Annotated in this window: 23 protein-coding genes; 8 read left to right on the top strand and 15 right to left on the bottom strand. The window is 54.5% G+C overall.

Annotated elements, in window-relative coordinates; all coding sequences use genetic code 11:
• Positions 1–52 precede the first annotated feature (52 nt).
• Both R5M92_RS07660 and R5M92_RS07665 read left to right on the top strand, forming a co-directional pair.
• Positions 53–349: a type II toxin-antitoxin system RelE/ParE family toxin gene (locus tag R5M92_RS07660; protein WP_346799104.1), complete on the top strand. Its 297-nt coding sequence runs from the start codon at positions 53–55 to the stop codon at positions 347–349.
• Positions 350–352: 3 nt separating this feature from the next.
• On the top strand, positions 353–670 hold the full coding sequence (locus tag R5M92_RS07665; protein ID WP_346799105.1) for an addiction module antidote protein: 318 nt from the start codon (positions 353–355) through the stop codon (positions 668–670).
• Between the two features lie 156 nt (positions 671–826).
• Here R5M92_RS07665 and R5M92_RS07670 read toward each other — a convergent pair whose 3' ends face one another.
• From R5M92_RS07670 to R5M92_RS07685, 4 genes are all read right to left on the bottom strand, one after another.
• The gene (locus tag R5M92_RS07670; protein WP_346799107.1) at positions 827–1,498 is read right to left on the bottom strand and encodes a hypothetical protein; all 672 of its coding nucleotides are present in this window, start codon (positions 1,496–1,498) and stop codon (positions 827–829) included.
• A 178-nt stretch (positions 1,499–1,676) separates the two neighbouring features.
• Positions 1,677–3,119 (bottom strand): MBL fold metallo-hydrolase, encoded by a 1,443-nt coding sequence (locus tag R5M92_RS07675; RefSeq protein ID WP_346799109.1) that lies wholly within the window; start codon positions 3,117–3,119, stop codon positions 1,677–1,679.
• Positions 3,120–3,485: 366 nt separating this feature from the next.
• Positions 3,486–4,484 (bottom strand): Rpn family recombination-promoting nuclease/putative transposase, encoded by a 999-nt coding sequence (locus tag R5M92_RS07680; RefSeq protein WP_346799111.1) that lies wholly within the window; start codon positions 4,482–4,484, stop codon positions 3,486–3,488.
• A gap of 174 nt (positions 4,485–4,658) precedes the next feature.
• Complete coding sequence (locus R5M92_RS07685; protein WP_346799112.1) at positions 4,659–4,781, bottom strand: hypothetical protein; 123 nt, start codon at positions 4,779–4,781, stop codon at positions 4,659–4,661.
• A 53-nt stretch (positions 4,782–4,834) separates the two neighbouring features.
• Here R5M92_RS07685 and R5M92_RS07690 point away from each other — a divergent pair, with 53 nt between their 5' ends.
• Genes R5M92_RS07690 through R5M92_RS16225 form a run of 3 tightly spaced genes read left to right on the top strand, consistent with a single transcriptional unit; the run spans position 4,835 to position 5,796 of the window.
• Entirely contained in the window at positions 4,835–5,365 is a 531-nt protein-coding gene (locus R5M92_RS07690) for a hypothetical protein (RefSeq protein ID WP_346799114.1), read from the top strand.
• Positions 5,366–5,369: 4 nt separating this feature from the next.
• Positions 5,370–5,741: a type II toxin-antitoxin system YafO family toxin gene (locus R5M92_RS16220; RefSeq protein WP_417339136.1), complete on the top strand. Its 372-nt coding sequence runs from the start codon at positions 5,370–5,372 to the stop codon at positions 5,739–5,741.
• Complete coding sequence (locus tag R5M92_RS16225) at positions 5,695–5,796, top strand: hypothetical protein (RefSeq protein WP_417339081.1); 102 nt, start codon at positions 5,695–5,697, stop codon at positions 5,794–5,796. The genes R5M92_RS16220 and R5M92_RS16225 overlap by 47 nt, the downstream gene beginning before the upstream one ends.
• Before the next feature lie 243 nt (positions 5,797–6,039).
• On the opposite strand, the gene R5M92_RS07695 is transcribed toward R5M92_RS16225, so the two are convergent.
• Together R5M92_RS07695 and R5M92_RS07700 are read right to left on the bottom strand one after the other, a co-directional pair.
• Positions 6,040–6,252, bottom strand: a complete 213-nt coding sequence (locus tag R5M92_RS07695; RefSeq protein WP_346799116.1) for a DUF6447 family protein — start codon at positions 6,250–6,252, stop codon at positions 6,040–6,042.
• 168 nt (positions 6,253–6,420) lie between these two features.
• Positions 6,421–7,617, bottom strand: coding sequence for a Calx-beta domain-containing protein (locus R5M92_RS07700; protein WP_346799118.1), 1,197 nt, complete (start codon positions 7,615–7,617; stop codon positions 6,421–6,423).
• A 329-nt stretch (positions 7,618–7,946) separates the two neighbouring features.
• Between R5M92_RS07700 and R5M92_RS07705 the strand changes: the two genes are divergently transcribed.
• On the top strand, positions 7,947–8,276 hold the full coding sequence (locus tag R5M92_RS07705) for a flagellar basal body protein (RefSeq protein ID WP_346799120.1): 330 nt from the start codon (positions 7,947–7,949) through the stop codon (positions 8,274–8,276).
• Between the two features lie 42 nt (positions 8,277–8,318).
• Positions 8,319–10,670 carry a FlgK family flagellar hook-associated protein gene (locus tag R5M92_RS07710; protein ID WP_346799122.1) on the top strand — a complete coding sequence of 784 codons (2,352 nt, stop codon included), beginning with the start codon at positions 8,319–8,321 and terminating at the stop codon, positions 10,668–10,670.
• 173 nt (positions 10,671–10,843) lie between these two features.
• On the opposite strand, the gene R5M92_RS07715 is transcribed toward R5M92_RS07710, so the two are convergent.
• From R5M92_RS07715 to R5M92_RS07735, 5 genes are all read right to left on the bottom strand, one after another.
• Positions 10,844–11,962 carry a DUF4214 domain-containing protein gene (locus R5M92_RS07715; protein WP_346799124.1) on the bottom strand — a complete coding sequence of 373 codons (1,119 nt, stop codon included), beginning with the start codon at positions 11,960–11,962 and terminating at the stop codon, positions 10,844–10,846.
• A gap of 275 nt (positions 11,963–12,237) precedes the next feature.
• Entirely contained in the window at positions 12,238–12,720 is a 483-nt protein-coding gene (locus R5M92_RS07720; RefSeq protein WP_346799125.1) for an NUDIX hydrolase, read from the bottom strand.
• A gap of 369 nt (positions 12,721–13,089) precedes the next feature.
• A complete protein-coding gene (locus tag R5M92_RS07725; RefSeq protein WP_346799127.1) occupies positions 13,090–14,745 on the bottom strand; it encodes a DUF4214 domain-containing protein in 1,656 nt (551 codons plus the stop codon).
• Positions 14,746–14,873: 128 nt separating this feature from the next.
• Positions 14,874–15,635 carry a SapC family protein gene (locus tag R5M92_RS07730; protein ID WP_346799129.1) on the bottom strand — a complete coding sequence of 254 codons (762 nt, stop codon included), beginning with the start codon at positions 15,633–15,635 and terminating at the stop codon, positions 14,874–14,876.
• 77 nt (positions 15,636–15,712) lie between these two features.
• Positions 15,713–15,919 carry a hypothetical protein gene (locus R5M92_RS07735; protein ID WP_346799130.1) on the bottom strand — a complete coding sequence of 69 codons (207 nt, stop codon included), beginning with the start codon at positions 15,917–15,919 and terminating at the stop codon, positions 15,713–15,715.
• Between the two features lie 215 nt (positions 15,920–16,134).
• Here R5M92_RS07735 and R5M92_RS07740 point away from each other — a divergent pair, with 215 nt between their 5' ends.
• On the top strand, positions 16,135–16,692 hold the full coding sequence (locus R5M92_RS07740; RefSeq protein WP_346799131.1) for a hypothetical protein: 558 nt from the start codon (positions 16,135–16,137) through the stop codon (positions 16,690–16,692).
• 60 nt (positions 16,693–16,752) lie between these two features.
• On the opposite strand, the gene R5M92_RS07745 is transcribed toward R5M92_RS07740, so the two are convergent.
• The 4 genes from R5M92_RS07745 to R5M92_RS07760 all read right to left on the bottom strand — a co-directional run bounded on the left by R5M92_RS07745 (position 16,753) and on the right by R5M92_RS07760 (position 22,780).
• Positions 16,753–18,606, bottom strand: coding sequence for a DUF4214 domain-containing protein (locus R5M92_RS07745; protein ID WP_346799132.1), 1,854 nt, complete (start codon positions 18,604–18,606; stop codon positions 16,753–16,755).
• Positions 18,607–19,038: 432 nt separating this feature from the next.
• Positions 19,039–19,248 carry a DUF6447 family protein gene (locus R5M92_RS07750; RefSeq protein WP_346799134.1) on the bottom strand — a complete coding sequence of 70 codons (210 nt, stop codon included), beginning with the start codon at positions 19,246–19,248 and terminating at the stop codon, positions 19,039–19,041.
• A gap of 12 nt (positions 19,249–19,260) precedes the next feature.
• Positions 19,261–20,037 (bottom strand): SapC family protein, encoded by a 777-nt coding sequence (locus tag R5M92_RS07755; protein WP_346799135.1) that lies wholly within the window; start codon positions 20,035–20,037, stop codon positions 19,261–19,263.
• 127 nt (positions 20,038–20,164) lie between these two features.
• Entirely contained in the window at positions 20,165–22,780 is a 2,616-nt protein-coding gene (locus R5M92_RS07760) for a DUF4214 domain-containing protein (protein ID WP_346799136.1), read from the bottom strand.
• Positions 22,781–23,029 lie beyond the last annotated feature (249 nt).

A 23,029-nucleotide genomic window follows, 5' to 3' on the forward strand; every position in this document is an offset into this window, starting at 1 on the left:
ATATATGTCAACCACAGTTGACACTCTAATTATTGCCAACTAGAGTCAACTGATGGTCGAACTCATAAAAACAGATGCCTTTGATCGATGGCTACACGGCTTGCAGGATACTCGGGCTCGCGCCAAAATCCTTACCCGTATCAGACGCCTGAGCCTGGGTAACCCTGGCGACGTGAAGCCAGTGGGAGAAGGTGTCTCCGAACTGCGCATTCCCTACGGCCCCGGCTATCGCATTTACTATATCACCAGGGGGCCTATTGTAGTGGTACTGCTCTGTGGCGGTGACAAAGCCAGCCAAATTCGTGATATCCACCAAGCCAAAACCATTGCCGCACAATGGAAGGAGTGACACATGGCGTCCCGGCACGCGACGTTCAGTCATTACGATACTGCTGATTATCTGCAGACAGAAAAGGACGTAGTCGCCTACCTAGAGGCAGTAATGGAGGAGAATGACTCCGCTCTTCTCGCCACCGCGTTGGGTGATATTGCCCGCGCGCGAAACATGAGCCAGCTCGCCAAGGAGGTGGGAATGAGCCGTGAAGGGCTTTACAAGGCCCTGTCCGGGGAAGGCAATCCAGCCTTCTCCACAATCAGCAAGGTGGCCAACGCTCTAGGGCTACGCCTGACAGTTGAACCACTTTCTCAGTCCGAAATCACTGTTGAATAACGAACCAGGACGCGCCCTCCCACCCTGACTCAAGTTTGGAGCCAAATGCCAGGTGGGAGGCCGACTCCGCCGGCGAGGAGGCTTTCGAAAACAAAAGGTCGAAAAACAAAAAGGCAGCACAAAGGCTGCCTTGATCAAGCTGTAGTACCTGATAACTTAAAACGTATAGCTGATACCAATCAGCGCCACCGGGAAAACCGGCAACTTATCGATGTCATCCTTCAGGCTTGCTTCCTCGGCACGCATGTCATCATTCAAGGATGGATCCAGGTTCTCGAAGCCGTTGGTCGTGCGAAGCGCGACATCGACATTCGTCGCCACGACGCCGAACTCGGAGAAAAAGCCGAAGCCTTCCGTGTGCGAACTGCGCCATCCCCATCCCACATAGGGCTGGGTACCATCGGCTACGGTGGCCTTGCCCACCACAGAACCGATCTCCGCCGCCGAGTAGTTCACGCCATTCAGCTCGAAGGAGCTGCCATTCCGCGGTGTACCCGTCACATTAGCGTCGATATTCGGCAACATTGCGCCCGCAGAAATAAAGAATCGACCGCCGAAGGGGAAGTAATCGACCTTGAAGCTGGATGCCTTGAGACCGAACTCGGCGTCATAGTCGACATCGTCTTCCTCGAAATCAGTATCGAAATCCAGCCCATCCGTGTAGCGAGCCGACAACGCCAGATTTTCGTGGAAGCGCCAGGAGAGATCACCGCCGAAGCCTGTGGTGCCGGCAATCGCGCCGACAGACACACGCTTTTCAAACGCGTTAACCGATGTGGCCGCTGTTGCCAGTGCCAAGGTACCTGCAATAAGAAGTGCTTTTTTCATGTTTCCAATCGTTCTCTTGATTCAATGGTAAGCCGTCGCCCCGGCTGTTCCAGGCACCTCTATCTTGGTACCGATTAGCCTGCGATAGTATATAACTATCGGCATGGCTCATGGTGGAATTACTCATGCTTATTGATAATTATTTTTAACTAGGCCAGAAAACCTAATCCAGGTGGAGCTACTGCCCGGAAACCGGCAACAACACCTTTATGGCATGGCCGCGTCTGGCCGCCATCTTCTCGATTTCTTTTTTCAGCACCCGCCTCGCTCCATCATCGCCATGGACCAGACGCACCTCGCGGGGCCATTGGCGCATACGCTTGAGGAAGTTGAGCAGGTCGCGCTGATCGGCGTGGGCGGAGTAGCCGCTGATGGTGGTAATTCCCGCATGGATATCGATCCGCTCGCCATCCAGTTCCACCCAGCCGCCTTGCGGGCCGTAGCGCTGGATATCCCGCCCCGGCGTGCCCGCGCCCTGGTAGCCCACGAACAGTACCTGATGGCGCGGATCGCCCAGCATCGCCTTGAGATAATTGACCACTCGCCCGCCGGCGCACATCCCGCTGGCCGCGATCACCACCGCCGGACGGCCGGTTTCCGCAAGGTAGCGCACGGTACTCTCGTGGGTGTCGTGGTCATCCACCGTATACAGATTGTCGAAATCCAGCGGATGACGCCCCGCTCGCAAGCGGCGCTGCGCCTCGGCATCCCAGTAGGGTTTCAGCTGGCGGTACACTCGGGTAAAACGCGCCGCCAAGGGCGAATCGACGATCACCTCCAGATCGCGCCACAGGGTGTCCCCCGCTCGCTGCGCTTGATGAATCACCCCTTCCAGCTCGTACAACAGCTCCTGGGTGCGGCCGATGCTGAAGGCGGGAATGATCACCGTCCCGCCGTTTTCCAATGCCCGTACGATAGCGGCTTTCAGCGCCTTCACCCGGTCCACGCGATGCTCGTGCAAGCGGTCGCCGTAGGTGGATTCCAGCACCAGCACATCGGCGGCATAAGGCGATTTTGGTGCCGGAAGCAAAGGTGAATAAGGCGCCCCCAGGTCACCGGAAAAGACCACACGCTGCTTGCCACCCCGCACCCTGTCGTGCAGCGACACCTCGACATAGCTCGACCCCAGGATATGCCCGGCGCGCTTGAGCTTGACCCGCAACAGCAGCGTCTCGTCATTCACCAGGGTATGCCACTGGCCGTAATCCAGCGGCACCAGTTGCTGCTGTACCCGCTGCTGGAACTGCTCGATCAACCGGGCATCGCGGGTGAAGCCGATCTTCAGCGCATCCTCGATCACCAGTGGCAACAACAGCGCCGAAGGTTGCGAACACAGGATCGGCCCCTCGTACCCCGCCGCCAGCAAGTAAGGCAGGCGCCCGATATGGTCGATATGCACATGGGTCACGATCAGCGCCCGCAGCGTACTGATATCGAACTCGACCTGTAGCTGATCAAAGCCATCCGGCGCCGCATCCTCACCCTGGAACAGGCCGCAGTCCACCAGTAGCGAGTGGCGCTCGTTGGCCAGCAACTGATGGCAACTGCCGGTCACGCCCCCGGCGCCACCGTGATGAAGGAACTGCGGAAAGGTTGAGTTACGGCTGTCGCGGCGGCTCATCGGCTCGCTCCTTGAGAGGAATGAAGCCTAATTATGAGCCGCCGGAGAAAGAAAACCTTGAGCTGGGTTGGTTAAATATCCAGTCTTTTGGAAATCCCAGATCGCCTCGCTGCGCTCGCGATGACACAAAAGACACCGTGCCCACCCGTGTCATTGCGAGGAGCGAAGCGACGCGGCAATCTCAAGCTCGCGATGACACATTTTCCTCGCTCGCTTCCACCAAGGCTACAACGGCGGTGCATGCCATTGCACCCACAAAAAAGCAGCCGGTTGGCTGCCTTGGCGCTAGTGTCTACTCGGCGCGGCTGAACGGGCTTACGCTACAAGTCGTATCGGACGCTATCGAGAACCTTGTCCCACCGGGCATCAGTGCTTGAACATGCCTTCCAGGCTATCGGCAAACAGCACGTCGCGCATCCAACTTTTCAACTGATCATGATCAGCTTGAACGAGCCTTGCCTCGACCCACCCAGGTATTTCGCCAAATTTGAAGTTGAGTTGAGTCCGCACAACATCGCGGGCCTCCTCAAGACGCCCTTCCTGACGCCCTTCCTGACGCCCTTCCTGACGCCCTTCCTGACGCTCTTTTTTTACCAGATTCTCTAAGTTCTCTGCCAACATGGCTTTATCCTCCACGAGGCTTTCGAGCTGATCCAGATTGATGTCAGCCTCAAGCCGCTGCAAATGTCGCTTAATCCAACGCGTGACGACCTTATCTATCCGTTCTTTATTAGGATCAGACTGGATGATCGCCACGATTCGATCCATGGCCTGTTGCAGGTTTTCCCAGCTCTCACCAGCGTTCTCTACACTGAACACCCCGCTCAGCGGCGTCTGCACCAAACCCAACTGTTCATCAGTATAGCGCCCTTCGTCGATCAGGTAATAGCGCAGGTGCGGTTGATAGACCTGCAGAAAACCCGGCGGTTCCGGTGTGATCATATCGTACATATCCAACGGTGCCGCCCAAGGCTTCGTACCGTTGTAAAGCACCACCGGAAACACCGGCGGCATCCCCTGGCTGGGGGTGGCGACATTTTGCTTAAGCAGTTCGCTATAGAAACAGGCGACGTAGTGCATCAGCCGAATCGGCATGGAGCGGTCTACTGCTGACTGAAACTCCAGCAGTATGTAGAGATACACCTCTTGCGTCACGCCTTCCCAAGTGATGTTCACCGACCACACCACATCTTCAATTTTCTCTTCGAACATCGGCGTGATGTAGTGACCGTTGTGTTGCTTTAGCGTGGCGAAGTTCATCAGCCCGGCAATGCCAGCAGGCACAAAGCCTTCAATCAACTGCTGAACGAACTCAGGGTAGCTGAACAGTTCTTTATACCCAGTATCGTGGTGGTTGGTGGCCATGGGCGCCCCTGTCCGATTGAAGACTGACAGGATACCACTCGCTCCCTCACCTCGGTCAGCCCAAGGCCTAGATCGCCGCGCTGCGCTCGCGATGACACACAAGGTGCCGTGATCGCCCGTGTCATTGCGAGGAGCGGAGCAACGCGGCAATCTCAGGCTCACGATGGCAAGGGTTCAGCGGTAGACTTCGGCGTCCGCCAGGATGGCCCCGGCCTGGTCCTTGTCGGAAAGCGCCAGCGGCACCGGCAGCTCCGGCCATTCGATGAAAGGAGTATGGCGTACACAAGCCCTCTGCACAGGTATGATACACTTACCGTTAGCCGTCCTATTCACGGTGAGAGGTATAAATCATGATAGCAACTACTCATCCTCACCTTGTCCAGCACCTACTCGATGTTGCCTTTGACCTGGCCAACAATGCAGGCCGGCTCATTCAGCGAATCGCGGATACCCGTGAAAATGCCCAGCTAGGTGGAGATACTTTCCAACGTCTTGTCCGCAACGCCCTGGCATCCTTCGATCAGCTGGTGGACGATGCCGATCAATACATTCTGACGGTAGAGGAGAGCGGCGAAGCTCCTATGGATTACCGCTCACTGGAAGGAATTGCCGAACGGTTGCGACGCATCGAGGGCGAGGTCAAGCGCTTGATGCATCATGCCGAGACACCCAGCGATATCACAGTACTCTTGGAGCAGTACGATTTTCGCCGTGCTATCGCCAAGACCCGTAGCCGCATGGCGCTGGCTGCCCAGGTTTCCAAACAGCGGCAGGTGATCGCCAAGACGTATGACACGACGATTTCCCCGTCCGCTTACGCTGCCGCAGCCCAGCTCATGACAGAAAAGCTGGGTGAAAAAGCAAGGAAAGCCAGTGATTGAGGTAGTGTTCCATTCAGAGACGGAACACTACTTCGACAGCATTGACGCTACTTTTCCTGGATTCAAGCTTCTGGAGAGTTTCACAGACTATATCGCTTCCGGTAGAGATGTCGTACCTGACTGTTTTGGCAATGATGCGCCCTATACGCAACCTTATGGCGCGTTTCGCGCAGGGCTCATGCATATTCACATTGCCGTCCCGCCAACGACCTTTCCCAAAAAGCGCCCCCAGGCTGACCGGAAGTGCCCCATGAACGCACCGGATCAAGATGCCGCTTTGGTGCGCTTTGGTGTATGTGCAAGGCGAGCTAGAAGAGTACCACTACTGCTTGCTTGCCATTCTCTACCCGGACGCCCATCAGCGAGCAAGCGATAACCACACGATCTCCTACCTCGCCCGCCTGGCACAAGACTTCAAAGACCAACACTGAACATCGGGAACAAATTGTGTCACTGCGAGGAGCGAAGCGACGCGGCAACCTCAAGTTCGCGATAGCAAGGGTTCAGCGGTAGACCTCGGCGTCCGCCAGAGTCGCCCCGGCGTGGTCTTTTTCAGAAAGCGCCAGCGGCACCGGCAGCTCCGACCATTCGATGGCAAGCTCATATAATCGGCACGAACGGCACACAGCCGCCCAAGGCAAGCCCGAGGGCGACGATTAATATGCCACGCATCATCAGTGCTTAGCCTTGGGCAATTCCTCGGAAAGCGCCCGTGCATACGCGGTACGCGCTGTCTGGTAGATCGCCAACTGCTGCTTGAGCTTTTCGATCTCTGCATCGGTGACGCGCAGGTTGACCACCTGGCTCTGGGCGTTCTCGGAAAGGGCCGCCACGTTGTACTCGGTACCGTCGATAGTGATGGTCTGCCTTTCTTGGTTCTTAGCCATGGGTTTCGGCTCCTTGGTCGAAATAAAACGCGAGGCCGCCATAATCCATACCATCCAGCACCCTGTCCAGGCTTGCGGATATTTTCTGGGGTGAAACTGCTTTCGGCGAGGCATGGACCACCCGACCATTCAAGCCAGCGCTTTCATCGCTTACGATTGCCGGGCGGCTTACGCGATCCATCCATCATCATCGACAATGGTGCGAATACCGGTAAGTTTGGCAACGCCCGCACTAAAATCACCACCTATTGGGTTGGAAACATCAAGAAAGAAGGTCTCATCAGGTTCGGGCTCGTTGTCGCCAATCACCTCGACGGCGATCGCTGCCTGTGTCTCGCCGGGGTAGAGGATCAAGGTATCGGCCACCGCCAGGTAGTCTTCTCCCGCTGTAGCCGTGCCATCCCGCGTGGCGTAGTCGACGCTTAGCCATTGGTCTGGGGTATCGCGCTCACCGTGAAATTCAAGCAAGAAGTAGATCAGCTGAGTGCCGTCATCACCCTCGCGAATGGAAGTTTCGACGTCTTCCGGGCGGCTTGGTGCATTAGAGTCAGCCATGCGCAGGCTTTGATCGATCCACTGCTGGTAGTGGCTCACACGTTGAAAAGCGGCAATCTCGCCGAAGCTGCCATCCAGCTCGTCAGTGGCATCCGGTGATTGGCCATTGCGGCTCAAGCTTGTCGCATAGGTGGTGACGCCCGCCACCTTATCGTCGATAAAGGCCGGGCCGCCGCTATCACCTGGGGCGATCAGCCCTTCGGCCTCGCCGATTCCGTTATCGTCGATCCCCATGAACATGCCCAGGGCATCGTGGGCATCGCTGCCGTCATCAAAGTCGATGATCAACTGAGAGTCCCGCGCTGGTGACCAGGAGATACCACTGCCGAATGCCGCCTTGAGTGCATCGCCGGTGGTGTCAAACCGGTTGCCGACAGCGTGCTTTACTGGCCCCTCGCTGTTCTGGGGGCGGTGCCCATCAAGCCCCGCGCCGGTCAGTCCATAGCCGACTAACGTCACCTCCTGACCAAGCTCGTCATATTCACGATAGAGCCCACTTCTTTGAGCGAACACAGGAGCTGGCGCTGCAAGCCACACCAGAGCCAAGTCATGATTGGCATTGTCGATATCATGATCAGGGTGTAGAGCATAGCGAGACACCGGCAAACCGAGGCGCCCTTCTGATGTATCCAACCGTACCGACACCGAGTCGCTATCATCGATGACATGCGCCGAGGTCAACACGGCACGCCCGCCGTACAGTAGTGTACCGGAGCCATAGAAGCCCCCCGCTACGACTTGAACGACACCTTCATGCCCTTCACCGGGCAATACGCGGTAGCGATCCGGATCGCGAGTCACCGTTACCATGAAAATCTACTTGTTTTACCCATAATTAGCCTCTTGCTCACTAAAGCACAAAAAAACACCATCATCATAGCAATGATGACCTGAAATAATTCAATTTCATGCATTAGAAAATGCGGCCATGAACGGAGCCAGCACCGCCAAGGTGAAAGCCAACCACCACTAGCCCGACTACGCACGCCGGGTTTCCGCTGCGGACAGCCGGTCGAGACTTTGAAGTTAAATCATCATCAAAATCATCGCGCCCACATGCCCCTTTTTTTAAAAAAATGGTAAAGTACGTTTCACTAATACTAATTTTAATTGGTCTGGTCGCATAAGGGCATTTCGCGATGAGCATGTTCACCACTGGGTTAAGCGGGTTAAACGCAGCGCAAAATGCCCTCAACACCACCAGCAACAATATCAGCAACGTTTACACGCCGGGCTTTAACCGCGAAGTCACCATGCTGGGGGAAGGCTCCACCGGTACCGGTGGCGTGCAGGTCAATGATATCGAGCGCCAGTTCAACCGTTACGTGGCCGACCAACTCAACAGCACCCGCACGCAGTCCAGCGCCCTGGAAAAGTACGCCCAGCAAGTCGACCAGATCGACAACTTGCTTGCCGACCGCGAGGCGGGGTTAGCCCCGCTGATGCAGAATTTCTTCTCGGCACTGTAAGACCTCGCCAGCGCTCCCTCGGACCCAGCGGCTCGTCAAGGCGTGATCGGCAACGCTCAGACACTCAGCGCCCAGTTCCGCTCCTTTGATAGCTATCTGCAAGATATGCAGAACAACATCAATAGCGAGATCAAGGATGAAATCACTCAGGTCAACAACACCACGCAACAGATCGCCGGACTCAACCGCGAAATCGCCCTAGCTCGCGCACGCACCGGCGAAGCCCCCAATAGCTTGCTGAACCAGCGTGACCAGATGATTGCCGAGTTAAGCGAGCGCATGGATTCACGCCTCAATATTCAGGATGACAAGACCTACAACGTCAGCCTGCCCAACGGTCAACCACTGGTCAGCGGTACCGATGCGTTCAAGCTAGTACCCGTACAGGACGAGACCGACCCGCAACGCACCCTGGTCGGCTATCGCGATGGCGGCGGAAACGTCGTAACGATGGAAGAGGATGTGATAACCGGTGGCAGTTTGGGTGGGCTCTTGCGCTTTCGCCAGGAAACCCTGGACAAGACCCAGGATCAGATCGGCCAGCTCGCCGTCTCGCTCACCACCGCCTTCAATGAGCAACATAAGCAAGGCGTGGACCTTAACGGCGAACAGGGCGAGGATTTTTTCAGCATTCGTGTGCCACAAGCCTATAACGGGCCCGAAAACAGCGCCAAAGTCGCATCGATCGCCTTTGATCCAACCCGCGTTGATGAGGTGCGCGCTACCGACTATCAGGTTCGTTACGACGGCACTGAATTTACCGTCACCCGGCAGGACAGCGGCGAAGAAGTCAGTGCTGAATGGGATGGCACCATGCTCTCCTTCGGCGGTATCGACATGGCACTCAACGGCACACCCGCTGCGGGCGATACGTTCAACGTGCAGCCCGTGCGCCGTGCGGCGGCAGGAATGGATGTCCGAGTCAACGACCTAGACAAGATCGCGGCGGCTCTTGGCCCGGTACGGCCGATGCCTTACTCCACGGTTGATTTTCAATCGCAGAGCATGACGCGTCTGGGGAACACAAAAAGTATTGAGAGTGAGCTATCGAATGGAGAGTGGGACAAAGGGAGGATTTCCACTATTGATCCCATTGCCTTTATCCCCAAAGGCGCAACAAACGTTACCATCGAGATGAATAACGACTTCTCCGAAGACGATGACATCCAAATTTTTAGTCGCGATGGGAAGCATCTCGTTGGTACCCCCGTTACGGGAGATGATATAGATTTTACTTGGAAATCCTATGGGGTTGAAGCAAGCAAAGACTTGGAAGAGGGAGCTAACCTAGCGTATGGCGCCGAACCAGTCCTCACAATTAAGAACGGCTTTCCAGAAGACACTACCTACAGTGACAAACATCTCCTGACGCGCAGCAGCGGTCCTTACTCTAGTAATCTAGAAGACGGCATTGAGAGCACATACAATAGTATGAAGTTCTCTTATACAGGTGATGGTGATCGGCTAGATGGTGGGTTTAATGATGGCCGAGCGAGTGCTCCTTATAACGTAGAGAAAATACACATTGATAAGGTGACAGAACCCGTATTTCTCGTTGTCTCGGGTAACGGTTTATATGACCTCAAAGTATCTTGGGAAGGGTTGTCCGGTGCCCCTGGAACAGGTGGTGTCACAACTGACAACACCCCCATCGGCCATGTGCAGGACCAGCTTGAGGTCAGCGATATCGAGATCGGCGGCGGTTTCAATGCCATGGATACCGCCTACCGCCCACCCAGCTTTGCGGTGAAAGCCGCAGACGATGGTTCGCTGAGCCTGGGTTTCTTCGGCGCGGATAGCGGGAACAACTTGTTCGTTTCTCCGGACGCAGGCTCTGTGCCAAGTTCCCCGCCGCCGGAAGGTATCTTCAGCATCTTTAAGGAGGACGGTACGGAAATAGAGAACGTACTCTCGGTCAATGGTCCCGACTCGGGAGATTCTTTGGCGGTCGGCGAACGCCTGACGATTCGAGACGACGCCACCGGTAATGTGATTCTCAGCTTCACCATCGATGAACTGCCAAGCGAAGGCTCCACCAGCGGCGTAACGTTCACCGGTATTTCCGGCACCACCGGCCCGGGCGATAACCGCAATGCCCTGGCCCTGCAGAACCTGCAAAGTGACGATACCGTAGGAGCAAGCGCTTCATTCAGCGGCGCTTATGGTGCCATGGTCAGCGATGTGGGAAACCGCACCAATATCACTCAGGTAAACCTTGAAGCCCGACAAGGCCTTACCGATCAGCTGCGCGCCGTTCAGCAATCGGAGTCCGGGGTCAACCTGGATGAAGAAGCGGCGAATCTCATCCGCTATCAGCAGTATTATCAGGCCAACGCCAGGGTGATCGATACCGCCGCCTCGATGTTCGATACCATCCTTGGCCTAAGGAGCTAACTCGACAGCGGCTTATTGAGCTTTGCTATTTCTCGTTCGACCACGCAGGTCAATCGGAATTACACCGGCAATCAATAAGCGTTTATGCCAGCAAATCTCGCCAGAACGCCGCTGCCGTTAGCTTCTTGAGAATAACTTCCCCGGCGCCTTGAAGGCCCGGGGAGCGTTGCGTTCTAGAACGTCCAATTACCGCTGTCGTCGTTAAGACCAGCAAGCCAGTTTGCGTTTGCCACGTTTTCCTCAGATACAGCGAAATAGTTAAGCACTTCAGCTTGCGGTAGGCCTTTGTCTATTTCGCCCAGCCAATAATCCCTTCCGCCCTCATCAGCAGTACGCCCAAGAACGTTTAAATACAGCTGGTCGATGAAAGCTTCATCGCTATTGATGTTGAACCGTGATATGAACTCTTCCGATTGAATAAAGCTGTGTGCTATCCCTTCAAAGCTCATTCCACCCGCGAACTCATCAATCCAGAAATTCAGGCCTTCAATGTCAGGCAAGCGGTTTAGCGCCGCTTCGTATAGCAGAGCGATATTCTCGGCGGCTTCCTGCGGGACAAAGGGGGAAGGGGCAGGCGGAGCAGTGGCTCCAGGGAGGTTTTGCTCCACCCCTTCGTAGGTTGATGACACAAGCGCTTGCTGGCCACCTTGGGCATTCCAGAGTTGTAACGCCTCGGGAGACAAGCGGGCGGTGATGTTCGCGTTCAGTGTGTCAGCGATTGCCTCGGCGCTTAAATCGCCTCTATCGGCGATTTGTTGCCAAACAGTGCCCCAATCCAGGTCTGCCCATGCTTTGTTAATTTCTTTCGTGTGAATAAACTGATCTGCTGCGAACATGCCGCCTGTCAAAGTCTCCAGTTCGCTATAGGAAATATCGCCTAATCCCTGGTTGTAAACCATGCTTTCTATCTGTGACGCATTAAACGACTCTCCCCCTTGGGATGTGATCGTTTCAACAAGACCGCGCCCTTTCGCATCCAGAATAAATACCCCTTGGCCAGTCCATTCATTGACAAGCACCAAGTCCTGACCGTTAACGAAAGCACCAAGATAGTCGGCTGAATACCCTGGGAGAGACAGCGTATCGCTGCCTCCCGTATCTACGATCACTCCATAATCACCATCGAAATGGTAGCTGTCATTACCATTACCCCCCATCATAAAAGCTGCATAATAGTAATGGTCGTTCCAATCGGCCACCAGGGTATCGTTTCCGTCAAAGCCAAACATATTGACATTGTCGTTAGCCGATAAATGATTATCTCCGTTTGTTCCAAATATGACTTTTTGCATTACCCATTCCCTTTCATAAGTATTTTTTTAAGCGAACAAATTAACACAGGATTAAATTTAATTTACCTGAAATTTGCGTAAGTTTTTATCTTCAAAAAAAGTAAGCAAATGCCTACACCAAGAGTCTAGCAACCCAACCAGGCTGGACGGTAAAAGTCCGACTTCACCCGTCAGGCCTGCTCACAAGAAGAGCAACTGGAAGAAGCGCAACTGTAAGTGGGCTGCGATGGGTGCAGGGTAAGGCGTAAAGCGATTTCTGCATCTTACCCCGCCCACTACCTGGCCATGAACAGAGCCATCCCCGCCAAGGTGAAGCCATCCTCCAACCGGCCCGAAGCCAAGCACTGGGGGATATCCTTCACAGCCAGCCAGTGAAAATCGAGCGCTTCGGCATCCCTTGCGTGGCATGGCGTATCAGCGGGGAGCGTGGCAATAAATAGCGTTACGCAGCTGGTCAGAATGGCGGTATTGGGGCGAACCCACCCCAGCGAGTACATGTGTGACTCTCTGGCATGCAACCCCGTCTCTTCGGCCAGTTCACGGCGCGCGCAAGCCAACGCATCTTCTCCTCGCTCAGCGTACCCTCTGGGGATCTCCCAGGTCGTCACGCCCTTTTGAGCGGGTCGCTGGCGCTCCAGCAGCACCCGCTCCCCGACAAGTGGCAACACCGCCGCACCATGCTCAGCCGCCGGCTCTTCCGCCCAGTAATTGCCGCCTTCCCGAACCACCTGGAACCAGGGATTTGTGTAGTCAATCATTACGTCAGCTCGACCCCGATTTTTTCAGTGCCCTTGGTATAAAAGCCAAACCAGTTTTTCACGCGAGGCCTAATCGATGCCATGATCAATCGCCTTATCTTCCAGGTAGCCCATGGCTTCATCCGCAATCACCCGCAGCAACTCTTCCGTGGCGTGGCCAGCCCGAATAATCAATAGGCCCGGCCCACCCACTCCCGCTGCTTACGCATCGCCCGTATGCTCAAGGCTCCATTGAGTATTTCTTCAGGCAGCCCGCTCAGGTGCTATCGCTGATAAAGATGCCCTGCAAAAGCAAAAAACCCGCCTCCGAAGAGGCGGGCTCGCTTTGCGTTGACCTATCCGAGGATAGGCATCTCACTCGGGGAGGGTTTAAGCGACGTTATCGGAAGGAACAGCTGTAATGATGCCACCATTGGCCTCAAAGTCTGCGTCACCAGTCGTGATGCCGGTGAGCGTTACTGTTGCTGTTTGAGAACCATCTTCAGTGAGCTCATAGATGACCTCAGCTGAATCATCGGAACCATCTCCATCGCTATCAATATCGTTAACGGAGGCTTGGAACCCAGACTCTGCGCCATCATCCAATACACCGGTTTCCATGCCGACTATACCCGTATCGAGGCCATCACCGACTTCAAAGCCTTCGATAGTAGCGGACTGACCATTTTCCAGACCAGACACGTCGAAGGTGTCGACCAGGTCGGTAGCGGTCAGGGTGTCGTCGTCAGCAACGCCGGCCACCAGCAGATCAGCAGACTCGCCTTCGGCTGCTGTCAGCGTGGCATCAGTGTCGCTTGCCAGCTCGTCTGCGGATAGCTCGACTTCTTCGTCAGCAGCAACTTCGATCGTGTCGTCATCCTGCAGCGCACCGTAGACATCATCGAAATCGTCGGCAGTTACGCCAGTTACGGTGATGGCATCGTCGTCACTCAACCCAACATCAGCGTCGGTAATGGTGGTGAACTGCTCGGCGGTCAGTTCAGCATCGCCACCCTCAGTATCGCCATCAAAGTCGATGGTGTAGTCACCAGCATTTTCGGCACCGGCAACTAGCACAGCGTCATCAGCGTCAGTTACTGCAATATCACCTTCCGTGTCGTCGAGCGTGTAGGAAACATCGCCAGACGTGCCAAACTTGGCTAAAGCACCCTCGAGTTCACTGAAAGTCACTTCATTGAGGACAACATCGCCATCACCCGTGATCTGACCGTTTCCGAACAGATCCGCTTGCTCGGCTGTCAGCTCTAGCGTCTGGCCTTCAGCGAGGTTGATTTCAGTATCCTGGGTAATTGCAACTGTGTTCGTTGCGGCAACGCCCTCACGGCTGAAGGTAGCATTATCTTCACTATCTGTCGTGAACGTGATGTTGCCGGTCGCCGTGCCGTCGAAGGTCACATTGCCTTCAGCATCTTCAACGGCTTCAAAAGTCGGCTCAGTTGGCGTGGGCGCTTCATCGCCGTCACCCGGTGTTTCGTCGTCGCCGTTACCAGGTTCTTCGTCATCGGCCGCAGGTAGAGTTTCCAGGGTTGCTTCAACATCACCCTGTACGTACGCGTCGACGTCGGTGTCGGCGTTTACGTTGGCGACGAGCTGGCTAGCAGCTTCTATCTCATCCGGGCCGTACTCCAAACCGCGCTCTTCTACTTCGCGGGTGAAGTCATTGGCGACCGAAACGCGATTCTGGACTGTTGTCTCATCTTCGTTAGCGGCATTCTGAGAAATAATGCCAGCAATTTGCGCCAGCGAGACTTCGCCGCTTTCCAGCTTCTCGGTGTAGAACTCGAGGCCTTCTTCTTCAGCATCGCGGCCAAACAGCTGCTGGTACATGTTGTTGACCAGATCGGTCGGCTCCTCATCGCCGTAGCGCTGGGTAAACTCGTCGGAGTCGCCAAAGAAGTTGATTGCGGAGTCCAGGTCGCCATCATTGGCGTCCAGCTGCTCTGACCAGTAAGCCAAACCACCCGGATCCGCAGGGCGGCCATAGTATGCGAGGTAAAGTTGTTGAACGAGATCTTGTGTTTCCATGGATGTCTCCTTACACGTGATCGAATAAAGGGCGCTGACTATGATGAAATGCGCCGCCTACACCTATAGTCCAAACTCACGAGATATGCTTACCTCTATACAAAAAAAAATACAGCGCCTCAGCCGAATTAACTGCCGAAATCGAATTCCAGGTCATCATCCTCTTCCCCGAACAGTTCGTCCAAGTTGGCGGGCGCCTGGGCTTGAGCGAGCCTTTCCTGCAGCGCGGCCCGCTGAGTGAGCTGCTCGGTCTGGGCGATGCTGTAGAGCTGCGCGTAGGCCAACTGCATGGGGGCGCCTTGCAGGGTGGCGTAGGTTTCGGCATCGAGTGTATTGAGTGCCTGCTCATCCACGCGATAGAGGCCATTGAACCGCTTGCGGCTCTCGCCAATCGGCACAGTAAGTGGCCACGGCGTGAGAATACCTGCGCTTTCCAGCGCCTGGCACGCGGCCTGGGTCGTTTGGCGGTTGTTCTCGCATTGCGTCAAGAATGCCAGGGTATCAGCCACCGATTTAGTCGGCTCCCCCTCGGCAAAGAGCGGCTTGCCTGCGTCGTCGCTCAGGTAATCCGCCTCAATGGCGAGTGCTTTCTCACCGGTCTCATTGCTGGCCAGGGTAAAGGGGTAGCCGCGCAGGGACGCGGGCACATATTTGCCCAGCCACTTGCCGCTGGGCGCGACGTATAGGTTCTGTTCCGTGCCCAATAGCGCCACAGGCACATAATGTTCGCCCTGCTTGATAAAGCCCAGGGGGTAATGCGGCAACAGCTTGGCTAATTCGGCGAGCAGGACCTGGGCCATGGGCTGTTTACTGGCAAAGTCGTAGCCTTCGCGGGGCAGGTAGTGCTTGTCGGCGTGTTGGGTGCGGGAGACCGCAATCCATTGCGTCATGGTGGCTCCGGTAGAACTGATAAATGGTCGACCTTCGTCACAAAACCCCGGCTCAAGGCCGAGGCGGAGGATGTTCGTCAGTGCTTTTTCGGCAGCTCTTCACTCAGTGCCTTGGCATACGCGGTACGCGCCGTTTGATAAATCGCCAGTTGCTGCTTGAGCTTGGCGATTTCCTGATCCGTCACGCGCAGGTTGACTACCTGGTTCTGGGCGTTTTCGGAAAGATCGGCAACATTGTACTCGGTGCCATCGATGGTGATGGTCTGCTGCGGTTCGTCGGCCATGTCATGGCTCCTTCGGCAAATAAGGTAGGACAATGGTACCGGTTCCGAGACAGCAACTCGACCATACAGTGGCCACAGGGCCACGTTTATGCGGTGGCGCAGCCCCAAGGCCCGAGTAGGGCTTTGAAAGCGGCACGGGCCGGCATACATCACATTAGTAGAATCGAAACCGCCGCCTCGCGTATCCTTGCGCCCTTTTGCCAAAGGATCGTGCAATGGCGGTGTGGTTGTTCACCCTGCTGGCATTTGCCTCGGGGCTGTTGGTTGGGGCGCTCAGCTGTCGACGATTTCGACGCGACCGGGTCGTCTGGGCAAAACGGAGATTGCAGCTGGCGGTGCTGTCGCTGGAAGTCAAAAGCCTGAGAGAGAAAGTCGTCGCCGCTCAAGGCAGCCGCACACCACCGGCAAAGCGCCGGCTGATAAGGAAGCGACCGAGCCTGACCCGGTGGCAGCGCTGGTGGTTTGCCCGCCTGCACCGGCTCTTTCCTTGGGTGACGCGCTTCATGCACTTTACCCCCACGACGTACATCCGATGGCTGCAGGGAAAAAGCCGTAAAGCTCATGCCGACAAGGTCGCGGAAGGAAAGCGTCGTGGCCGACCACCGACCCCGGCGTTCATTGTCGAGGCCATCTTGACTATCAAGCGCGACAATCCGCGCTACGGTGCCCGGCGAATCGCCAACATGATTTCCGGTGGCGAACTGCGCTTTCGTATCGGCAGGACGACCGTATCCGATAGTCTGAAAGCCCAGGGGGAAGGTCACGCCTGCTAACGAAAGACCCCCGACGCTGGGTCGGGGGCAAGGGACACTCGTCAAGGAACGAGGGACAACTTAGTTAGGCGCGAAGGTGAAACTGCTCTCTATAAGTTCTTTTGACACACCAATAAGAGTAATTGAGCTGGAGAACTCATCAGTTGAGATCACCAAGTTGTCACCATCTGTCGACTGGGAAATATTGTCAAAAGTAAGCGCATCGAATGATGACATATCGATCACGTTCCCGGTCTCTCCGGTATTGCTCCAGTCAAAGATAATATCATCACCGAAGACACCCTCGAACTTGAAAGTGTCCTCTCCTTTACCGCCTATCATCACATCATCGCCAGCACCGGAAGTGAGGGTCTGAGTACCATCGCCACCAATCAGAAGCTGGCCATATTCGCTATCGCCAACAATATTTGCGTCTTCGCCACGACCAACAATTGCTTCTTCCACCGATGAGAAAGGAGTATTATCAAGCTGATCACCCAGGGACAGGCGAACATTCGAGTTCGCTCTATCTTCCAGCACGATCACTGAGCTGGCAGTTGAACCCTCAAATTCATCGCCAATCAGTTCAATTACTAAATCATCAGCAGTTCCTGACACATCTTCACGTTCGCCAGAACGGAACTCGAAATGATTGAAAAGCCCCTCAGAACCTTTGGGGTAATGCACATGTGAAATGTCAATCACATCTCCTTCATCGAAAGAATAATCTTTGATGACGGGACGGAATAAATTATCGTTAGCAGAACTTCCCATATAAAAAACATCAGCGCCCTGCCCGCCGAAAATGACATCGCTACTCGACAGGGTTAAAAAGACGTCATCACCTTTACCACCGACCAAGATATCATCTCCCCCCCCTCCATACAGAGTTTGCGGACCATCGCCACCAACAAGAAGTTGACGCTCACCTGCCTCACTGGTGCTATATAAATTCCCACGTGGGTTATTGGTAAGCAGCATCTCTAACGTGCTGTCAAAATCACCAAGCCCCGCGTCAGCAAGAGGCTCTCCTAAAACTTTAAGATTATCGGTGTTAAATTGAACCCTTGCAGGGCTTTCGTTACCCCACAAAATTGTGACATGACGCCCTGTCCCACCATCAAGCTGAAAGACTAAGTCATGAGTGCCGTTGGGGGAGATTTCATCCCACTCCTCACGCCCTCCACGGAACTGAAAACCAGCAGATGAAAAAAAGTCGACATTTTCCACGGCTTTCATATCAACTACGTCCCCGCGGAGAAAATCGAAACCGTCTATCGTCTTAATGCCATTGTTCGCGACGTCATCGTTAGTTACTTCATGGACAACAGGCTCAGGCTCAGCAGGCGGAGTCCAATCACTACCAGTATCCTGGTCTTCTTCTTCCTCATCCTCACCCGGCCCAGCATTATCGTTCGCAGGCAGTGTATCAAGCATCTGGTTGACAGCAGACTGGATGTATTCTGCAACGTTGGTATTGGAAGCGACACTTGCCACAAGCTGCCCCGCCGCTTCTACTTGATCCGGGCCGTAGGCTAAGCCACGCTCTTGTACGTCTTGAGTGAAACGGTTGGCGACTTCGACACGGTTATTAACAGTGGTTGAGTCTTCATTAGCGGCATTTTGCGAGATGGTCGAGGCAATTTGCGCCAGAGTCAGTTCGCCGCTATTCAATTTCTCGGTGTAGAACTCAAGACCGCCTTCTTCCGCATCACGGCCAAAGAGCTGCTGGTACAGGTTGTTAACCAGCTCGGTCGGCTCTTGGTCGCCGTAGCGCTGGGTAAATTCGTCGGAGTCGCCAAAAAAGTTGATGATGGAATCAAGGTTGCCGTCATTGGCTTGAAGCTGCTCTGACCAATAAGCCAGACCACCCGGATCAGCGGGGCGGCCGTAGTAAGCGAGGTAAAGTTGTTGAACGAGGCTTTGCGGTTCCATGGAATTTCCTATTGTGACGGTGAGCTAAAAAATGCATCGACCACAGGTACAGCTCGAATACCCAAAGTAATCTTTGCACCCACCAAAGTACCACAAATCTAGTTATTAGAACCTAGGAAATATCCCTTAGTCTTGTAAGAAATTGCTTACATAAAAAGTCACTAATGAAAATACACCACGACAGAAAGGATGCATGCTGCATCCTTTCTGTCATTCTATACGCTTGTAATTCTGTCACTAAACTGTCGAACGGTGGCAGGAAGCTAAAAATCTCATTTCGATCTGGAAAATCCCCAACATACTGTTTTTCCTAATTATAAATAGCTGGCCGATCAATCGACAACCGTAAACACTATCAAATAATCGGCACGAATGGCACACAGCCACCCAAGACAAGCCCGATGGCAGCTATAAGAGTGAATCGCAGCATGATCAATGTGTCTCTTTCTTGGGCAGTTCGTCACTCAACGCCCGTGCATAGGCGGTACGTGCCGTCTGGAAAATTGCCAGCTGCTGCTTGAGCTTGTCGATCTCGGCATCGGTCACGCGCAAGTTGGTGACCTGCGCCTTGGCGTTCTCGGAAAGGTCAGCGACGTAGTACGCGGTGCCGTCAATCGTGATCGTTTTCTGTTCGTCTGCCATGGTCATAGCTCCCTAGCTAAAATCAAATTCCAAATCTTCGTCGCCGTCGAATACGTCATCAAGATTGGACGGTACATCACTACCCTGCTCGGCGTACTTGGCTTGAAATTGCACGCGATCCGCCAGCGCCTTGTGCTGGGCGGTGGAAAACAAATGGGCATAGGCCAATGCCAGCGGGCCACCACGAAGTTCGGCCAAGGCTTCAGGTTCCAGAGCATTGAGCGCCTGCTCATCCACACGATAGAGGCCGTCCAGCTTCACCGGACTACCACCTTCGGCATCGGTGCCGATGACCATCTCCCAGGGCACCAACAGCTTATGCTTGGCAAGTACATCGGCTGCTTGCTGGGTGGCGAGGCGGTTCTTCTCACACTGGGCCAGGAAGCCATATACCTTGCGGGTGTGCTCGGAAAGCTCGCCTTGTTCATCGAACAGCGGCTTGCCGTCCGGACCGTTCACCAAGTGCGCTGTATCAATCGCCAATACCTGCTGGCCGTCTTCTGCCTTGGCTAAGGCAAAAGGGTAGCCACGCAACTGGGCCGGAACGTAAGGGGAAAACCAACGACCATCCGGAGCCAAGTAGGCATTGCCTTTTACGCCCAGCACGGCAACGGGTGTGTAGCGTTCGCCTTGGCGAATAAAGCCCAGCACGTAGTGGGGAATCAGCTTGTTCAACTCAGCCAGCAGCACCGGCACCACACGCTGTTTGGCACTGTGGTGGTAGCCGTCACGCGGAAGCACATGTTGGCTTGAGTGTTCTGTACGTGAGAGCGCAATCCATTGGGGCATAGGGGCTCCTTAATTGAAAAAAGCCCTACCGAGGCAGGGCTGAAAAGCAAGGAGAAAAAACCCCCGCCGAGGCGAGGGTTCTGTAGCTAACCTATCTAGTGATAGGCATCCTTCTCAGAGAGAGGTATTAAGCGATGTAGAGGTTAGCATCGCCATTGATGTTCAGAGAGTCAACATCAGTCACGCCTGCTAGCTTAACGACTGAATCGTTGACAGCATCCACAACGCCTGCAGCCGTACCTTCGATAAAGGTATAGGTATCGCCCACGTACTCAAATGCAACTGCGGCATTTTGGGCCATGTCCAGGCTATTAACAAAGTCGATGGCTTGATCCAGTGTGGACGGACCAGCACCCAAGAAGGTAGCAACACCATCTTCGACTTCGACATTAGCATTCGAACCAGCACCGATAGACGCATCGTTTACAAAGTCAATGATGTCGGCATCAGCAATCAGCTCTGCATCGGTAGTAGACTCGGAAGCCTCAAAACCAACGATAGACTCGATATCGCCAGTAGCAGCACCAGCGTTAACACCGACTTCAACCGTATCTGCACCGCTGCCCAAGGTAACTTCGCCACCGTTAGCCAGAGTACCCAGATCAACGGTTAGGTCACCGGTCAGCGCACCTGCATCAACAGATTCGATAGCAGAACCATTGGTTGATGAGATATCAGTGATATCTAAATCTTGATCACCGGTAATAGTCAGTTCTGTCAATACTGAATCACCATCAGCATTTTCGGTGTCGTCGCTCAAAACCAACACGTTAGCGGCATTTTCACCACTAGAGTCGATAGTGATAGAAGTTGCACCGCCTGTTGTATTTGCAGAGTCGCCAACAGTTAGGTCAATTGTCTGTACGTTGGTGATACCGCCAGCGATTTCGTTAACGCTTTCAGAATCAAAAACAGCGTTAACGCTGGTCGCATTAGTGGCTGCAACAGTCGTAGTGGCGATGTTGTCATCGGTTGCTGAAGCGGTAGCAGCTTGATCAGCATCCAGAGTAACATCCAGAGCGCCTGCAGTTGCCTGAGTCAGCACGATATCGTTTGTAGTACCCATATCGGCAGTAGCGCGGAAGCCAACATCAGCACCAACGTTAGTCAGTTCAGCATCTGCACCAGTGGCACCAGTACCAACGATTTCTTGAACATCATTGTCTGCAGACAAAATGTTCAGGTCGAGGGTCTTGTCCAGAGCGTTGACATCGAACACTTCGAAGTTGCTGAACGCGCCAACGTTGGCGGCAGCCACAGCTTGTAGCTGCAGAGTGTCAGTGCCTTCGCCGCCATCAACAGACGCATCTTTGTCGACTGTACCCAGGTTGCTCACAACGTCGTCGCCAGCGCCCAGATCGATGGAAGCACCTGCTTCAACATCGGAGCCGCCAGCGTTAACGTTGTCGTCGCCTGCGCCAGTATTGACGAAGCCTTCATCTAGCAGATTACCAGCCAGTGTGAGGCTGTCGTCGCCCGCACCAGTAGTCACTTCCTGCAGGTCACCGTCAGCAGCGGTGAGAGTAAGGCCACCGGCATGATCACCAGCAGCGATTGACTCAAGGCTAGCTGTCAATGTGTTCAGGTTCAGGGAACCGTCACCGGTTACGTTCAGAGCTGTGACGTCATCAAGACCAGCCTGAAGCTCAATGTTATTAAGGCCAGAAGCATCAACATTCAGGCTTGTGATAGTATCACCTGTACCTGCAGTGATATCGACATCTAGCGAATTGGCCTGAGTGCCGGCACCATTTGCTACTAGCGTCTGAGCGAAAGCAGAAGAACCCAATACACCGTCAGCATAGGCAACACTAAAACCATCGGTGCTAGTTGGACGCACTGCGTTCAGACCAACAACTACGGAGTTCTGAACATTGGTCACATCTAAATCGGCGCTAGAACGATCATTCCATAACTGTTCAACACCAGTAACGCCAGATGCGTTAAGTGCGGCATTATCGTTGGTGGAACGGAAGTAAAGCTGCTCAACGTTTTCAATCACAACATTGTCAGCTGAGTTGTCGACCAGGCGCGCGTTCAAACGGTCAGTGCCTTCGCCGCCATCCACCAGATCAACAGAAGTAAGAGTCTGAATTTGGAACTGGTCACCAGTAGCCGGATCGGTAACCTGATCCAGTGGCGCGCTGAACGTGTCATCGTCCGCAGTGCCGGTCAGGTCGTTGACACCTGTAGTGAGACTGAAGTCATCGCCCGGTACAGATTGCTGCGGGATGTCAGCGACAACGGCGTCGATGTCGATGTCCGCGTCCACGTCAGTTTCGGCGTTGACGTCGGCCAGGAACTCAGACGCGTAATCAGCGGCTTCGTCATCGCTGTAGTTCTCGCCAGCGGCGTCGGTGAATAGCTGAGCAGCAGCTTGCTTGTTGTTCAGGGTCGTCAGATCCTGAGCGTCAACGTCCGCTGCATTCTGAACGATGGTCAGCGCGATGCTGGCCAGGTCCAGTTCACCACTTTCCAGCTTGCCTACGTAAAACTCAAGGCCACCCTCATCAGCATCGCGGTTGAACGCTTGCTGGTACAGGTTGTTGACCAGCTCTTCGTCGGTCATGTCGCCGAAGCGCGAGGTGTACTCGTCGGAAGTACCAAAACCTTCGACGGCAGCGGCCAGGCCATCTTCTTCGATCTGCTCTGCCCAGTAGGTTTGACCAGCTTCGTCAGCCGGGCGACCGTAGTAGGCGATGTACAGCTGTTGAGCCAGTTCCAGATTTTCTTGTGTAGCCATGGGACTATAGTCTCCTTGCTTAGAAAGATACCTCCCGACATGGGGGGTTCTTATCAGACCTTGAGCGCTCAAGGTGTTATCTGAGTTCCCTCGTACAGTGTGGTGCCTAAGTATTAGTGGCTTACCTACACCTAATGGAACACGGCTAATGTAATGTCACGCTTGGGCGTAAGTCAACGACTCTTGGCCCCGATTACACTATCCGCCATATTGCCTAGTGAAGTCGCGCGGCTTTGGTAACCCCTTGTT

The sequence above is a fragment of the Halomonas sp. Bachu 37 genome, assembly GCF_039691755.1.
GTDB classification, from domain to species: Bacteria; Pseudomonadota; Gammaproteobacteria; order Pseudomonadales; family Halomonadaceae; genus Vreelandella; species Vreelandella kashgarensis.

Coding starts and splice junctions, on each gene's coding strand:
- R5M92_RS07660 (WP_346799104.1), top strand. CDS start 53: ATGGTCGAACTCATAAAAACAGATGCCTTTGATCGATGGCTACACGGC.
- R5M92_RS07665 (WP_346799105.1), top strand. CDS start 353: ATGGCGTCCCGGCACGCGACGTTCAGTCATTACGATACTGCTGATTAT.
- R5M92_RS07670 (WP_346799107.1), bottom strand. CDS start 1,498: ATGAAAAAAGCACTTCTTATTGCAGGTACCTTGGCACTGGCAACAGCG.
- R5M92_RS07675 (WP_346799109.1), bottom strand. CDS start 3,119: ATGAGCCGCCGCGACAGCCGTAACTCAACCTTTCCGCAGTTCCTTCAT.
- R5M92_RS07680 (WP_346799111.1), bottom strand. CDS start 4,484: ATGGCCACCAACCACCACGATACTGGGTATAAAGAACTGTTCAGCTAC.
- R5M92_RS07690 (WP_346799114.1), top strand. CDS start 4,835: ATGATAGCAACTACTCATCCTCACCTTGTCCAGCACCTACTCGATGTT.
- R5M92_RS07695 (WP_346799116.1), bottom strand. CDS start 6,252: ATGGCTAAGAACCAAGAAAGGCAGACCATCACTATCGACGGTACCGAG.
- R5M92_RS07700 (WP_346799118.1), bottom strand. CDS start 7,617: ATGGTAACGGTGACTCGCGATCCGGATCGCTACCGCGTATTGCCCGGT.
- R5M92_RS07705 (WP_346799120.1), top strand. CDS start 7,947: ATGAGCATGTTCACCACTGGGTTAAGCGGGTTAAACGCAGCGCAAAAT.
- R5M92_RS07715 (WP_346799124.1), bottom strand. CDS start 11,962: ATGCAAAAAGTCATATTTGGAACAAACGGAGATAATCATTTATCGGCT.
- R5M92_RS07720 (WP_346799125.1), bottom strand. CDS start 12,720: ATGATTGACTACACAAATCCCTGGTTCCAGGTGGTTCGGGAAGGCGGC.
- R5M92_RS07725 (WP_346799127.1), bottom strand. CDS start 14,745: ATGGAAACACAAGATCTCGTTCAACAACTTTACCTCGCATACTATGGC.
- R5M92_RS07730 (WP_346799129.1), bottom strand. CDS start 15,635: ATGACGCAATGGATTGCGGTCTCCCGCACCCAACACGCCGACAAGCAC.
- R5M92_RS07735 (WP_346799130.1), bottom strand. CDS start 15,919: ATGGCCGACGAACCGCAGCAGACCATCACCATCGATGGCACCGAGTAC.
- R5M92_RS07740 (WP_346799131.1), top strand. CDS start 16,135: ATGGCGGTGTGGTTGTTCACCCTGCTGGCATTTGCCTCGGGGCTGTTG.
- R5M92_RS07745 (WP_346799132.1), bottom strand. CDS start 18,606: ATGGAACCGCAAAGCCTCGTTCAACAACTTTACCTCGCTTACTACGGC.
- R5M92_RS07750 (WP_346799134.1), bottom strand. CDS start 19,248: ATGGCAGACGAACAGAAAACGATCACGATTGACGGCACCGCGTACTAC.
- R5M92_RS07755 (WP_346799135.1), bottom strand. CDS start 20,037: ATGCCCCAATGGATTGCGCTCTCACGTACAGAACACTCAAGCCAACAT.
- R5M92_RS07760 (WP_346799136.1), bottom strand. CDS start 22,780: ATGGCTACACAAGAAAATCTGGAACTGGCTCAACAGCTGTACATCGCC.